17 protein-coding genes are annotated in these 12697 nt (G+C 61.4%); 1 reads left to right on the plus strand and 16 read right to left on the minus strand.

Annotated elements, in window-relative coordinates:
• Genes GM668_RS28700 through flgB form a run of 8 tightly spaced genes read right to left on the minus strand, consistent with a single transcriptional unit; the run spans position 1 to position 6190 of the window.
• A complete protein-coding gene (locus GM668_RS28700; protein ID WP_211923472.1) occupies positions 1 to 1116 on the minus strand; it encodes a flagellar basal body P-ring protein FlgI in 1116 nt (371 codons plus the stop codon).
• Positions 1117 to 1125: 9 nt separating this feature from the next.
• Positions 1126 to 1794 (minus strand): flagellar basal body L-ring protein FlgH, encoded by a 669-nt coding sequence (flgH, locus tag GM668_RS28705; protein WP_155442401.1) that lies wholly within the window; start codon positions 1792 to 1794, stop codon positions 1126 to 1128.
• 5 nt (positions 1795 to 1799) lie between these two features.
• Positions 1800 to 2591 carry a flagellar basal-body rod protein FlgG gene (flgG, locus tag GM668_RS28710; protein WP_170305900.1) on the minus strand — a complete coding sequence of 264 codons (792 nt, stop codon included), beginning with the start codon at positions 2589 to 2591 and terminating at the stop codon, positions 1800 to 1802.
• A gap of 56 nt (positions 2592 to 2647) precedes the next feature.
• A complete protein-coding gene (gene flgF, locus GM668_RS28715; protein WP_155442402.1) occupies positions 2648 to 3376 on the minus strand; it encodes a flagellar basal-body rod protein FlgF in 729 nt (242 codons plus the stop codon).
• A gap of 13 nt (positions 3377 to 3389) precedes the next feature.
• Entirely contained in the window at positions 3390 to 4640 is a 1251-nt protein-coding gene (locus tag GM668_RS28720) for a flagellar hook protein FlgE (RefSeq protein WP_155442403.1), read from the minus strand.
• Between the two features lie 51 nt (positions 4641 to 4691).
• A complete protein-coding gene (locus GM668_RS28725; protein WP_155442404.1) occupies positions 4692 to 5372 on the minus strand; it encodes a flagellar hook capping FlgD N-terminal domain-containing protein in 681 nt (226 codons plus the stop codon).
• A 3-nt stretch (positions 5373 to 5375) separates the two neighbouring features.
• Positions 5376 to 5792: a flagellar basal body rod protein FlgC gene (flgC, locus tag GM668_RS28730; RefSeq protein ID WP_155442405.1), complete on the minus strand. Its 417-nt coding sequence runs from the start codon at positions 5790 to 5792 to the stop codon at positions 5376 to 5378.
• A 35-nt stretch (positions 5793 to 5827) separates the two neighbouring features.
• The gene (flgB, locus tag GM668_RS28735) at positions 5828 to 6190 is read right to left on the minus strand and encodes a flagellar basal body rod protein FlgB (RefSeq protein ID WP_155442406.1); all 363 of its coding nucleotides are present in this window, start codon (positions 6188 to 6190) and stop codon (positions 5828 to 5830) included.
• A 261-nt stretch (positions 6191 to 6451) separates the two neighbouring features.
• Here flgB and flgA point away from each other — a divergent pair, with 261 nt between their 5' ends.
• Positions 6452 to 7105: a flagellar basal body P-ring formation chaperone FlgA gene (flgA, locus tag GM668_RS28740; RefSeq protein ID WP_155442407.1), complete on the plus strand. Its 654-nt coding sequence runs from the start codon at positions 6452 to 6454 to the stop codon at positions 7103 to 7105.
• Here the strand turns inward: flgA and GM668_RS28745 are convergent.
• The 8 genes from GM668_RS28745 to GM668_RS28780 form a co-directional block, all read right to left on the minus strand.
• Positions 7102 to 7914, minus strand: coding sequence for a glycoside hydrolase family 73 protein (locus GM668_RS28745; protein ID WP_155442408.1), 813 nt, complete (start codon positions 7912 to 7914; stop codon positions 7102 to 7104). The two genes, flgA and GM668_RS28745, sit on opposite strands and share 4 nt — an antisense overlap.
• Positions 7915 to 7916: 2 nt before the next feature.
• The gene (gene flgN / locus GM668_RS28750) at positions 7917 to 8351 is read right to left on the minus strand and encodes a flagellar export chaperone FlgN (RefSeq protein ID WP_155442409.1); all 435 of its coding nucleotides are present in this window, start codon (positions 8349 to 8351) and stop codon (positions 7917 to 7919) included.
• 8 nt (positions 8352 to 8359) lie between these two features.
• Positions 8360 to 8638 (minus strand): flagellar biosynthesis anti-sigma factor FlgM, encoded by a 279-nt coding sequence (locus GM668_RS28755; protein WP_155442410.1) that lies wholly within the window; start codon positions 8636 to 8638, stop codon positions 8360 to 8362.
• 65 nt (positions 8639 to 8703) lie between these two features.
• Positions 8704 to 9702 carry a flagellar motor protein MotB gene (locus GM668_RS28760; RefSeq protein ID WP_371868792.1) on the minus strand — a complete coding sequence of 333 codons (999 nt, stop codon included), beginning with the start codon at positions 9700 to 9702 and terminating at the stop codon, positions 8704 to 8706.
• Complete coding sequence (motA, locus tag GM668_RS28765) at positions 9686 to 10603, minus strand: flagellar motor stator protein MotA (RefSeq protein WP_155442412.1); 918 nt, start codon at positions 10601 to 10603, stop codon at positions 9686 to 9688. Before motA ends, GM668_RS28760 begins: the two co-directional genes overlap by 17 nt.
• A 34-nt stretch (positions 10604 to 10637) precedes the next feature.
• A complete protein-coding gene (locus GM668_RS28770; protein ID WP_155442419.1) occupies positions 10638 to 11381 on the minus strand; it encodes a FliA/WhiG family RNA polymerase sigma factor in 744 nt (247 codons plus the stop codon).
• Positions 11382 to 11405: 24 nt separating this feature from the next.
• Positions 11406 to 11882: a flagellar basal body-associated FliL family protein gene (locus GM668_RS28775; RefSeq protein ID WP_155442413.1), complete on the minus strand. Its 477-nt coding sequence runs from the start codon at positions 11880 to 11882 to the stop codon at positions 11406 to 11408.
• A 7-nt stretch (positions 11883 to 11889) separates the two neighbouring features.
• On the minus strand, positions 11890 to 12697 hold an 808-nt coding region (locus GM668_RS28780), incomplete at its 5' end, for a flagellar hook-length control protein FliK (protein ID WP_170305901.1).

A 12697-nucleotide genomic window follows, 5' to 3' on the forward strand; every position in this document is an offset into this window, starting at 1 on the left:
TCAGATCACAACCAGTTCGCCTTCGATGGCGCCAGCCTGGTCCAGCGCCTGCAGGATGGCCATGATGTCATCCGGCGTGGCGCCCAGGCTGTTGATGGTGTCAATAATGGTTTGCAGGCGGGCGCCGCCCGGCCATTTGAACGTTTGCGCCGCATTTTGATCGACGCTGACCTGGCTCTGTGCCGATGCCTGCGTGGTGCCGCCCTGCGACAGCGCATTGGGCTGGCTGACCTTGGTGCTTTCTTCGATCGTGACTTTCAGCGACCCGTGCGTGACGGCGGCAGGGCGCACCCGCAAGCCTTCCGCAATGACTACCGTGCCGGTGCGGGAGTTGAACACGACTTTCGGCGTTTCATCGCCCACTTCGATCGGCAGCGATTGCAGCTTGGCCATGAACGCCACGCGCTGCGTGGGGTTTTCCGGCGCCACCACTTCGACGCTGGTGCCGTCCGTGGTGGTAGCGATCTGGCCGAACTGGCGGTTAATGGAATCCACGATATTCGTCGCGGTCTGGAAATGCGGATGGCGCAACGACAGGCGCACGGACGGCTTCGTAGCAAAATCCGTCGCAATTTCCCGTTCAATGATGGCGCCATTCGGGATGCGGCCTGCCGTCGGCGTATTCACCGTGACGGACGACCCGCTTTTGCCGCCGGCGGCAAAACCGCCCACCACGACATTGCCCTGTGCCAGCGCGTAGGTTTCATTGTCGGCGGCTTTCAGCGGCGTCAGCAGCAAAGTGCCGCCGCGCAAGCTTTTTGCATCGCCCAGCGATGACACCGTGATATCGATGGCCTGGCCGCGGCGATAGCCGGGCGGGAATACGGCCGATACCATGACGGCTGCCACGTTCTTGCTTTTCGCATCGGTGCCATCCGGCATTTTTACGCCGAATTGCTTGAGCATATTGATGACGGACTGGCTGGCGAATTTCACCTGCGTGGTGTCGCCGGAGCCGGCCAGGCCGACCACCATGCCATAGCCGACCAGCGGGTTTTCCCGCACGCCTTCCACGGTAATGAGGTTGCGCAGGGTTTGCGCTGCATGGACCGGCATGGCGGCGGACAGCATCGCCGTGGCGGCGAATGCAAGGGAGGTGAGCAGGCGGTGTTTCATGATGTCACTTTAAAACGGCATCAGGGGACCGGTAAAGAAGCGCGTCAGCCAGCCAGGCTGATTGGACTCAGCCAGCGTGCCGGAACCGGAATAGGCAATACGGGCATTGGCGATGCGCAGCGACGACACCTTGTTGTCGGCATCGATATCGGCTGCGCGCACGTAGCCGCGCAGGCGGACGAATTCTTCACCCTGGTTCAGGGTCAGTAATTTTTCACCGGCCAGGCGCAGCAGCCCGTTCGGCAACACTTCCTGCACCACGACCGTGATGGCGCCGGACAGCGCATTGGTTTGCGTGCTGGTGGCGTCGCCGGCAAAGGTGCGGCCGCCATTCAAGTCGATGGCAGCTTTATTGAAGGTTTTGCCCAGCAGGCTGGGGGCGGCAATCGATACGCCGGAATCCTTGCTGTACTTGGTGCCAGCGGTCTTCGACGCATTGGTGGTTTCTTCCAGCGTCACCGTCACCACGTCGCCGACGCGGAATGCGCGGCTGTCGGAATACAGCGAGACGCCGGAGTCCGGCGAAAATACGCCGCCGGATGTGCCACGGGACACCGGTTGCGGCGAGCGCCCCATGGCAGGGGCCTCGTCGAACGGACCCGGCCGCACAGGCGGCGGCTGGATGGCTGCGCAGCCGGTCAACGCAATGGCGACCGCTGCGGACAACAGAGCTTTCATGGCAATTACCGTGCGGCCTGGGACAGGTATTGCAGCATGTTTTCCGCTGCCGACAACACCTTGGTATTCATTTCATACGCGCGCTGGGTGGCGATCATGTCGACCATTTCTTCCACCACTTGCACGTTCGAGCCTTCCAGCGCGCCTTGCTTCAGCTTGCCGAACTGGTCGGTACCTGGCGCGCCTTCCGTCGGCGTGCCGGACGACGCGGTTTCTGCAAACAGGTTGTCGCCCAGTGCCTGCAAACCGGCCGGGTTGATGAACGACGTCAAGGTCAGCTGGCCCACGACGGTTGGCGTCGGGGAGCCGGACGTGGTGGCGGACACGGTACCGTTTTCCGCAATGGTTACGTGCGTGGCATTGGCGGGAATCGTGATTTGCGGCACCAGCGGCAAGCCGGCCGAATTGACCAGGATGCCGTTCGCATCAAGCTGCAGCTGGCCGGCGCGGGTGAAGGCAGGCTCGCCGTTCGGACGGCGCACTTGCAGGAAGCCGTTGCCGCTGATGGCCACGTCCAGCGCGTTCGTCGTGGTCTGGATGCTGCCGTTGGTGAAAATCTTGTGCGTACCGGCGATTTGCGTACCGTTACCCAGCTGCACGCCGGATGGCGACAGCGTGTTGTTGTCCGCACGCTGCGCACCTGGCTGCTGCTCGATCGAATAGTGCAAGTCCTGGAACGATACGCGGTCGCGCTTGAAGCCGACCGTGTTGGCGTTGGCCAGGTTGTTGGCAATCGCTTGCAGTTTGGCGTCCTGTGCCTGGATACCGGTCTTGCTGATCCACATTGCTGGATTCATGGTGTACTCCTAAAGTGAGGATGCCCGCCCGAAGGCCCTGCACCCTGACTGCTAAATTATCCGCCAACCAAACGGTTGCCAGCTTCAGCCATCTTGTCGCTGGCCTGGAACATTTTCATTTGCACGTCGAACGTGCGGTTCAAACTCATGACGGCAACCATTTCTTCCACGGCCGACACGTTACTGCCTTCCAGGAAGCCGCTGCGCACCTGCACGTTGGGATCGGCCTGCAGCGGCTGGCCGTTACGGGCCACCAGCAAGCCCGATGCGTTCTTGGTCAATTCCGACCCTTCCGCATTGACCAGCTTGAGCTTGTCCACCACCGTCATGTTCTGGCCGCCCGGCGGCTGGATGGAAATCGTGCCATCCATGCCGAATTCCACGCGCGAGTGGGCCGGCAGGCGGATCGGGCCGCCGCCGCCGAGGATAGGCAAGCCATTGACCGTCATCGTGCCGTCGGCATCGAGCGTGATGCTGCCGGCGCGCGTATACGCTTCGCCGCCACCGGCCGTTTGCACGGCAAAGTAGCCATTGCCGCCAATGGCCACGTCGAGGTCGCGGCCCGTGCTTTTCAGCGTGCCAGCCTTGCTGTTGATGGCGTCGGCCTGCATTTTCGCGCCGTGGCGGTCGTCGTAGCCGTAGCCAGGCATGGCCTGCGTGGTGGCCAGCGCCATGGTGGCGCGGAAGCCGGCCGTGTCGATGTTCGCCAGGTTGTTGGCGTGCACCTGTTGCCCGCGGAGCGCCAGTTCGGCGCCCGTCAGGGCAGTGTAAATCAAGGCGTCCATGGGTTACCGTGGATTACATGGCCTGCATCAGCGATTGCAGCACGGTGCTTTCCGTCTGCAGCACCTTGGAGTTGGCCTGGTAATTGCGCTGCGCCGTCATCAGGCCCACCAGTTCGGTGGTGACGTCGACGTTCGACTGTTCCAGGGCCGACGTGGTCAGCGCGCCGGCCATGCCCACGCCCGGCGTGGTGTACAGCGGCGTGCCGGATGCCAGGTTGGCGGACCAGCTGGTGTCGGAAATCGGCGTCAGCGACGATTCCGAAGGGAAGGTCGCCAGTGCGATCTTGCCCACGGTCTGGCGCTGGCCGTTCGAATACTTGGCGATCAGCGAACCATCCTTGGAAATTTCCGTGCCGGTGAAGTTGCCGGCGCCGTAGCCGTCGGCCTTGTTCACGGAGGTGGTGGCCTCGCCGGCAAACTGCGTACTGCCGGTATAGTCGACGGTCAGGGTCAGCGGCGTGGTGGCGCCATTGGTTGGCGAAACAGTCAGGGTGGCGGTTTCCGGCTGGCCCGCGGTGGTCGGGATCAGTGCGCCCTTGCCGTCGAAGGTCAAGACCTTGTCCTGGCTGGCGTCGCCCTGGCCGTCAATCGCGAACGAGACATTGATCGTGTTGTTGGCCGTCTTGATGAAATACTGCGTGATGCTGTGCTGGTTACCTTGCGCATCGTACACAGTGGACACGCGCGACATGTTGTAGGTGCTAGGGTCGGGCGTAGTCGGGTTCAGCGGGTCGGTCAGCACGTCTGGCGGCACGAATGCGTGCGCCCCATCTGCGTTCGGAGCTTTCCAGTCGGCCGAGAAATTGCTGGTATAGGTCAGCTTGGTCGATACCACGGCAGGAATCTGGCCGGCAGGCACAGTCAAGTCGCCCAGTGGGCCCAGCACGGTCGAGCCTGGCGCTTGCGCGAAACCTTGCACGCGGCGGCCGCTCTGGTCAACCAGGAAGCCGTTGGCATCGGAATCAAAGATGCCGACGCGCGTGTATTGCGGCGCGCCCAGGCCATCCTTGACGACGAAGAAGCCGCGGCCGTTAATCGACGCATCCATGCCGCGGCCCGTTTGCGTGGTGTTGCCCATGGTGCCGATACTTTGCGAAACGGAACCGATCTTGGTGCCCGATGCCTGGTCGCCCGCGTACTGCGAAGCAAAGTTGGCGCGGCTGGACTTGAAGCCGAACGTGCCGGCATTGGCGATGTTGTTGGAGAGGGTACCCAGTTGTTCGTTAATAGCCTGGATGCCAGACATTGCGATATCGAAGCCCATGATGGAGTCCTTTCAGAACAGAAGTAGCAGAGTGATGTGGCTAAAGTTGACTCAGTTCGTGCTGGCAACCGTGGATTTGCCATTAAAGGCGGAAATGGCGCTCGGCGAGACTTCGCCGACTCCAGCGATGTTCAGCACGACGGCGCCGCCGGAGCCCAGGCGGACGCTGTTCAGGCGTCCCGTGAGTTCCATCGGTGGGCTTTCCTTGGTGCTGGTTTCAACGCGCATCTTGTAATCGCCATATGGCAGGCCCAGCGCAGCCGGGTCCAGTACAAATGGCACATTGCCCGCGGCTTGCATGCCGAGGCTGACTTTATGTTCGACGCCATCAACCCCCGTCAAGACCAGGGTGGTGGCAGTGCTGGGCGAGCCCAGCGTGAAGCTGCCGTGCGCCGGCGTTTCACTGATTTGCACGGTGTCGGCCGACACGGTCAGGTTGGAGCCCACTTGCGCGCCCAGCGACAGCGCCTGCATGCCTTGCAACACTGTGGCATTGGTGCTGGTCAGCGTCGACAGTTTTTGCAGCGCTTCGGTTTGCGACAGCTGCGTCAGCTGCGATACGAAGGCGGCCGGGTCGTTTGGCGACAGCGGATCCTGGTTCTGCACTTGCGCCACCAGCAGCTTGGTAAACATCAGCGACGTTTCCGTGCCGGTCGCCAGTGGGTTCGTGCCAACGGACGACTGGTTGGCCGGTGTCGTGTTGGCGGGAGTGGTAAACAGATTGGTTTGCATGGATTAACCCTCGCCCAGTTTCAGTAGCGACTGCTGCATGCCGCGGATGCGGCCCAGCACTTCGACATTGGTTTCAAACGCGCGCGCGGCCGACATCATGTCCGTCATTTCCGCCACCTGGTTCACGTTGGGATAAAACACCATGCCTTCCGCATTGGCCATTGGATTGCCCGGTTCATACACGCGGCGCAGCGGCTCGTTGCTTTCCACGACGTCGACCACTTGCACGCGCCCGCCAGCGCCTTCGCCGGCGCCTTCCTGCATCAGCGTGGCAAACACGGGTTTGCGCGCACGGTACGTCTGGCCTTCGCTGCCTGCCACGGATTCCGCATTGGCGAGGTTGGACGCGACGGTATTGAGTCGCACAGTCTGCGCCGCCATGGCGGAACCGGCAATTTGGGAAATATCTTTAAAGCTCATGATGCGGCCCTCTTGTGGTGGGGTCTAAGTCTGAATTACTGTCCGTTGATGGCTTTGGCCAAGCCCTTCAGCTTCATGTTGATGAAGGTGAGGCTGGTGCCGAAATCTGTGGAGTTCTGTGAGAACGCGGCCTGTTCTACGCCGATCTCGACGGTGTTGCCGTCGCGGGTAGGGTGGAAGGGCACGCGGAACATGCGGCCCTGGTCGCCTTCAAATGTAGGTTCGCCTTTTTCCTGGGCCGTGTGGTTGGCCAGCATGGCGCCGAAATCCATGTCCTGGGCCTTGAAGCCCGGCGTGTTTTCGTTCGCGATATTGGTGGCGAGAATGCGCGTGCGGTCGGCACGCAAATGCAGTGCATCGGCATGCATGCCGATGGCGTCCTTGAAGTTAATTCCCATAGCGCCTCCCCCTAAGCCCGGTTCAAAATGTCCACAGCGGTGTTGCAGCTCCTCGCCGTGCAGCAGCACTGTCTTCGTCGCTGCGCCTAGCTGTAGCCACTTTGAACCAGGCTCTAAAAAATGATTGCTGCCCATGTACAATGACTGCGCGGTGCATCGCGCAACGCCACCGATATAGTAAAGGTATTATTGCTCATGTTCAACAAACCCATTGTACTCCCGTTCGCTCTTTTATTGTCGGTCGGCATGCCAAATCTTTGCATGGCAATATCGACTTCAGACCAGATTGTGGCGCGGGTGGAACAGGTTGCTAAAGAGTACTTGGCAAAGAGTGCAGAAACAGCGGGATGGCGTGATGCAAAGTTCGATGTGGCCGCTGCCGTCACCCGTGTCATCCCTTCATGCAAAGGAAAAATCGCCGTGGAAGCCGCCGACGTGCGGCAGCCGACACGCATGCGCCTGATTGCCGAATGCCCCGGCGCCGATGGCTGGAAATATGACTTCATCGTGCGCGCAAAAGTCACGGCGACCGTGGCCGTGATGGCGGCCGATGTCGCGGCCGGCAAGCCGGTGATCGGCGCGGACGTCGCGTTTGAACAGCGCGACATCACGCTGGTGCCGGACCCGGTCAGCGATGAGGCGGTATTGCTGGGCATGTCGGCGCGGCGTTCGCTGCGCAATGGCGAATTGCTGCGGCAAAGCATGCTGGTGGAAGCGCAAGTCATCAAGCGGGGCGATCCGGTGCGCATCGTCGCACGGCGCGAACAAATCGAAGTCAGCATGGCAGGGGAGGCGCTGGATCCCGGTGCGCGCGGCACGGTCATTCGCGTGCGTAACGTCAGTGGCAATGTGATACGGGCTCGTATCACGGGCAGCGGCACAGTGGAACCTGCTGAGCTGCCCATGGTGAATTAATTCCCTGTTGGTGGCGTTGACTGGCGCCGCTGTAGCTGCGTCGCCAGCTTTTGCAGTTTATCCGCATACGACGGGTCGGTTGCGTAGCCGCCTTTGGCGACGCCTTGCGCAAAGGCCCTGGCATCGGAACCGGTATTCAACGCGTGGCTGTAGCGGGGATTGTCCAGCAACACATTCGCGTAATCGCGGAATGCGCTGGCCGTATCCGGGTAGCTGCGGAACTTTTCGACTTTCTTCATCGGCAAGCCCATCGCATATTCCGTTGTCGCGGCCGAAGTCACAGCGCCTTGCCACTGGCCGCCGGCCTTGATGCCGAAAAAGTTATTGCTGGCGCCCAGCGGGTGCTGGCCCCAGCCTGATTCCAGCGCGGCATGCGCCGCTACCAGCTCGGGCGCGACACCGAGCTTGCCGGCAGCTTCCGTTGCCCACGGCATGATCGATTCAAGGAATTCTTTTTGCGACTCCGAGTTCGCGTTATTCAGCGTGGCGGCCATGATGGCGCCCGTGCCATCGGCATAGCCGGCAGCGCGCGCGCGCATGGCCAGTGATGCCGTGCTTTGCGACGGCAGCACGCCCGGTTCCGGCGTGACGGCTTCCTGGATGTAGGCGGCGACGTCGCGCTGCGCCTTGCTGAACGTGGCGCCGGACGAGAAGGGGGCATTGATGGCTGCCATTGATGCGGAAAAGGACGACGCCGCCGCCCCCGCCGCGGCAGTGGGGCGCACATTGCTGACCGTCGCAGCCGTCGCGCGCGTGGGCGCGGTGGCGGCAGTAAACGGGGCGAAAGGCGCGAAATCAGACCGGCTCATGTTCAGACAGGTTCGTAAATCTGGTGATCGCCATGCAGCACGCGCTGCATGATTGAATATTGCTCAACCATCAAATCCGTATTGCGCTTGCCCAGGCGTTTGCATTCGGTCGCCATGGATTCCAGGGCCAGCCAGTCTGCTTCCAGCCTGGTGCGCGCATCCGGTTTCAGCAGCGCGTATACGTCGGCCATGCGGGCTTCCGGTCCGGCCACCACTTGCGCCAGTCCGACGCGCACGCGGCGGCGCTCTTCCATGGTATCGACCAGGCTGGAAATTTCTTCAGCCAATTGTTCCAGGCGCGGCGCCTGGCGGCGCAGCGCGGCAGCAAATTGCTGCTCCATCAAGTCTTGCAATGCCGCATAGGCGTGGTGGTCATCCGCCACGCCTTGCAGCAATTGCTGTAAGGCTTCCTGCCGCGTCGGCGCGGCATGGGTCATGGCACTGCTCACTTGTCGGTCCCTAAATGGAAGCGTTGCACGAGGCCCGCCAGGCGGTCCGCATCGAACGGCAATTCACCCTTGGCCAGCGCGTCACGCAGCATGGCGACTTTTTCGTGGTCGATTTCCGGCATGTCTTTCATGGCCGCCAGCGCAGGCTGCAATACCGCCGATTGCATTTCGGCAGGTTTATTGGTGGCGGCAGCCGCTTGCGGGCCTTCCGCCGGTGCGTTTTCTGCTACACGGTTGACGGCAAACGCGTCACCGATCCCGGAAGATATTCTCATACGCTGACCTCTTGTCTTCGAGATGCTCATCTTAACCCGCCTTACGCTGGCGAGCGTATTTTCGTTCAATTTCCATCTTTGCGGCCCGTTCCGTACTTGCCTTCCGGCCCCAACTTGTTGCGTAGTTGCTGCAAAGCATTCGCATCTGGCAACGCCGTGCTGACTTCGCCTTGCAAACCGTGATTGTTGCCCGGCATGCCAAACATATTGGAAACAGCCCGCGATTGTTCCGGCGTCAAGATCAGAATTTCAATGCGGCGGTTGACGCCGGCATCGGCTTTTTCCGTATCGATGGGCGCGCGGTCGGCCATGCCCACTACTTGCAAGACGCTGTCCTTGCGCATGCCGCCTGACAGCAGCACGGAGCGGGCCGCCATCGCGCGGTTGGACGACAGGGTCCAGTTGGAATATGCGAAGTAGCCGGTATCCGCATATTGCGTGGAATCCGTATGGCCTACCACCAGCATCTGGTTTTGCATGCGTTCGAACAGCGGGCCCATTTGCTTGAGCAAATGGTTGAAGCGGTCGGTCGGGATGGCGCTGCCGCGCACAAACATGCCTTGCTTGTCCGTGTCATGCAGCATCACGCGCAAGCCGTAGGGAGTGATGACGGATTCCAGGTTTTGCGCCAGCCCTGCTTCGGTACTCATTTTTGCCAGCGCTTTGGACAGTTTTTGCAAGTCGCCCGGCGTTTCATAGGTGACACGCGCATCCTGGATTTCCGCGGAATCCGCACCGCTGGCCAGCGCCGTGCCGGGCGCATCGGTTTTGCCGGTGCGCGGCATCGGGAAGCGCTCGATCAGGCTGCCGCGCGGGCCGCCCACTTGTTCCGGCATCACGCCTTTACCCTGGTCGGTTTTGTTACCGTCCGCTTCCGTCAGGATGTGTTGCAGGGATTCCGTATTCCTCGCCGCCATCAGCCACAGCACGAGGAACAAACACATCAGCGCAAGGCAAAAGTCCGCGAACGCGACTTTCCACGCGCCGCCGTGATCGTCATGCGCATGCTTGCCGCCGCCGCGCTTGACGATGGTCTGTTCATGTTTCTCATGCGGCTTTTGCACGGCCACCTCCTCGGCGTGAACCCGTGTCTGGTTCGCTGTCGCGGCCTTCCAGCTCATTGATCCAGCGTTCCAGCTGGGCAAAGCTTGGTTTCACGTTCAGCGCCACCAGGCGGCGGCCCGCGTCAATTGCCAGCAATGGCGGCTTGCCGGCCACGTGCGTCACCAGCACGACTTTCACGCATTCCTTGTTCGACGCTTCCTGGCCCACCAGTTGCTTCATCACGTTGGCCAGCGGGTCCAGCACGCCGTAGCACAGGAAAATACCAATAAAGGTCCCGACCATCGCGGCGCCCACGTGTTCCGCAATCTCACCGGAGGTTGCACCCTCCGACACGGTGTTCATGGTGATCACGATACCAAGCACGGCCGCCAGAATACCGAAGCCCGGCATGGCTTCGCCTATCTTGCCGATCGACTTGGCCGGCTGGTTCATTTCTTCATGGATGGCTTCCAGCTCCTGCTCCAGCACGCCTTCCAGTTCATGCGCGTTGATCTTGCCCATCGCCATCAGGCGGAAGTTGTCGACGATGAATGCCAGCAATTTCGGTTCATCCAGCACCAGCGGGTAGCGCTGGAACAGCGGGCTGTCCTTGGGGGCTTCCACGTGCGCATCGAGCGCCTTCAGGCCGCCGGCTGCCAGTTGCAGCAACTCATACATCAACAGCAGCAACTGGCGCTGGAATTCCGAGTCGTATTTCTTGCGGACGATGACTTTTTTTACCTGGGTCACCATTTCACCCAGCACGTGCTTGGGGTTGCCGATGATAATCGCGCCAAAGCCGGCGCCGGCAATCACGATCAGCTCGATGGGTTGCCAGATCTGGTGAAAGGCTCCGCCCATCAGGAAGAAGCCGCCGAACACGCTGCCCAGGACGATTGCGATACCTAAAAAGAATTGCATAATAGAACGCCTTTCTACTTAACTTTGTTTTCGTTCAGGCACTCTTGAGCACCGCTTTCATCTTGTTCAGCGCGGCCTTGTTCAACTGGCACACGCGGGCATCCGTCAAATCCAGCACGGCCGCGATTTCCTTGTAGCTGAGCTCGAACTCGTAATACATTTGCACGACGCGCTGTTCCCGCTCATCCAGGCTGTTCAGCGCCTGCGCCAGGCTGCGCCGCACGATTAACTGATCTTCCGGGCTGGGTGTGCTTTCCGTACCGCTGCCCAGCGTGTCTTGCAGCACTTCATCGAAACTCGCCAGCAGTTCCGCACTTTCATCGAGCTGGTATGCCTGGTATTCCTCCGGCGTCAGTTTTAAATGCGTAATGATTTCCCGCTCATCCGGTTCATGGCCCAGCTTGCGCGTGAGTTCGCGCACGGCGTCGCGCAATTTATGGCTGTGCTGGCGCACGGCGCGCGGGCGCCAGTCCTGCCGGCGCAATTCATCGAGGATCGCACCACGGATGCGCAGGCTGGCGTAGCTGCCAAACGCGGCGTCCGGCTCGCCGTAGCGGCGCAATGCTTCCAGCAAGCCCATCAGGCCGATCTGTTCCATGTCATCGCGGTCGATGGCGCCCGCGATTTGCGAATTGAGCTGGCGTACGATGCGCTTTACCAGCGGCGCATAGGCAAGCAGGTGCTTCTGCTCGTCAGCCACGCTGTGCGTGACCGGCGCGCTGCCCGCGTCGCCATAGCTTTCAGCATATGCGTCCGGGTATTGCTCTATATAGCCCATGCCTGTCCCACCCATGTTTTGGCTTTATTCCACAATCAATTTACCGATCATCACTTCGCTGAACGGCTTTTCCCGCTTATCCCTGGCGTAGGTTTCGTCAAATGCCTTGTTCAATTCTTCTGAAAACTGGTCGATCGACATCGTGGACGCTTTTGACATCGGCAGCGATGACAGGGCTTTGACGGCAACGCTGCGCAACAGCGGCAAATGTTCCTTGCACTCTTTTTCCTGCTTGGCCGTGGTGGACACCACCAGGTCCGCCGACAGGTAATGCGTCACGCTTTCACCTTCGCTGCGGCGCAGCATGACGATCACCTTTTCCACGGTGATGTACTTGGGTGGCTCGGTATTGGCCGGCTTGGCTTCTTCATGCTTGGCCTCGGCCTTCGCGCCTTCCGCGGCGGGAGCTGCTTTCTTGCTCAGGTACCACCACGCGCCGCCAGCGACACCGCCGCCCAGCAGCAGCGCAGCCACCACTGCAATCACCAGTTTTTTATTCATCTATAAATTACTCCCGATTCATTGCAAAAGTAGAGGATGCGGCGCCGTCTTCCGACAGGGCGCGTCCCGGCGTGCGCTGTTCCTGTTCCCGGCCTTGCTGCTGGCGGCCCTGGCCGCCGCCGTCGGCCAGATATTGGCCGGCGCCGCCACGGGCTGCCGGCGCGACAGTCACGGTCACGTCCGTGAAGTTGCGCTGCGACAAGTCCTGGCGCACGCTGTCGCTGATGGTATTCAGCTGGCGCAGTACTTCGGAATTGTTGGCGGTGATGGCCACTTGCAGTGAACCTTGCGTATGGCGGATGGCAATTTCAACGCGGCCCATATTCGGCGGATCCAGCGTGATGACAGCTTGTTCATTGCCGCGCTGCACCTGGAATTGCAGGCGGTCGCCCAGCGCGGCGCGCAATGGCTGTTGCCACTGTTCCGGTTCGCCGGACAGCTTCAGCACGTTCGAGGGCTGGCCCTGCTGCTGGGCTATGCCGATGGCGCCGCCCAGGTTCAGCTGGTGCAGCGACGTGAACGGCGCTGCCGGGGCATTGCTGTCGCTGCTGGACGCCAGGATGGCCGTACCGGCGCCGGGAGCGGCGGCGGCAGCCAGTGCGGCCCCGCTGAACGTGGTCTCGGCGCGCGGTATGGCGCTATCGCGGCGCGACAGCATTTGGTCGGCGGCCTGCTGTACTGGTTCCGGTACGGCAGGGGCATCGGTTGGCAATGCGGCAGCCGCTGCCGAAGGGGCCGCTGTCGGGGCCGCGTCCGTGTTCGCTACCGCGGCGGCCAGCGCCGTGGGGGCGGCCGTCGTGGCGGAGGCGTTGCCG

The organism is Pseudoduganella ginsengisoli (assembly GCF_009720865.1).
In the GTDB taxonomy this organism is placed as follows: Bacteria; Pseudomonadota; Gammaproteobacteria; order Burkholderiales; family Burkholderiaceae_D; genus Rugamonas; species Rugamonas ginsengisoli.

Coding starts and splice junctions, on each gene's coding strand:
- GM668_RS28725 (WP_155442404.1), bottom strand. CDS start 5,372: ATGCAAACCAATCTGTTTACCACTCCCGCCAACACGACACCGGCCAAC.
- GM668_RS28775 (WP_155442413.1), bottom strand. CDS start 11,882: ATGAATAAAAAACTGGTGATTGCAGTGGTGGCTGCGCTGCTGCTGGGC.
- GM668_RS28745 (WP_155442408.1), bottom strand. CDS start 7,914: ATGAGCCGGTCTGATTTCGCGCCTTTCGCCCCGTTTACTGCCGCCACC.
- flgC (WP_155442405.1), bottom strand. CDS start 5,792: ATGAGCTTTAAAGATATTTCCCAAATTGCCGGTTCCGCCATGGCGGCG.
- flgH (WP_155442401.1), bottom strand. CDS start 1,794: ATGAAAGCTCTGTTGTCCGCAGCGGTCGCCATTGCGTTGACCGGCTGC.
- flgN (WP_155442409.1), bottom strand. CDS start 8,351: ATGACCCATGCCGCGCCGACGCGGCAGGAAGCCTTACAGCAATTGCTG.
- flgF (WP_155442402.1), bottom strand. CDS start 3,376: ATGGACGCCTTGATTTACACTGCCCTGACGGGCGCCGAACTGGCGCTC.
- flgA (WP_155442407.1), top strand. CDS start 6,452: ATGGCAATATCGACTTCAGACCAGATTGTGGCGCGGGTGGAACAGGTT.
- motA (WP_155442412.1), bottom strand. CDS start 10,603: ATGCAATTCTTTTTAGGTATCGCAATCGTCCTGGGCAGCGTGTTCGGC.
- GM668_RS28700 (WP_211923472.1), bottom strand. CDS start 1,116: ATGAAACACCGCCTGCTCACCTCCCTTGCATTCGCCGCCACGGCGATG.
- flgB (WP_155442406.1), bottom strand. CDS start 6,190: ATGGGAATTAACTTCAAGGACGCCATCGGCATGCATGCCGATGCACTG.
- GM668_RS28770 (WP_155442419.1), bottom strand. CDS start 11,381: ATGGGCTATATAGAGCAATACCCGGACGCATATGCTGAAAGCTATGGC.
- flgG (WP_170305900.1), bottom strand. CDS start 2,591: ATGAATCCAGCAATGTGGATCAGCAAGACCGGTATCCAGGCACAGGAC.
- GM668_RS28755 (WP_155442410.1), bottom strand. CDS start 8,638: ATGAGAATATCTTCCGGGATCGGTGACGCGTTTGCCGTCAACCGTGTA.
- GM668_RS28720 (WP_155442403.1), bottom strand. CDS start 4,640: ATGGGCTTCGATATCGCAATGTCTGGCATCCAGGCTATTAACGAACAA.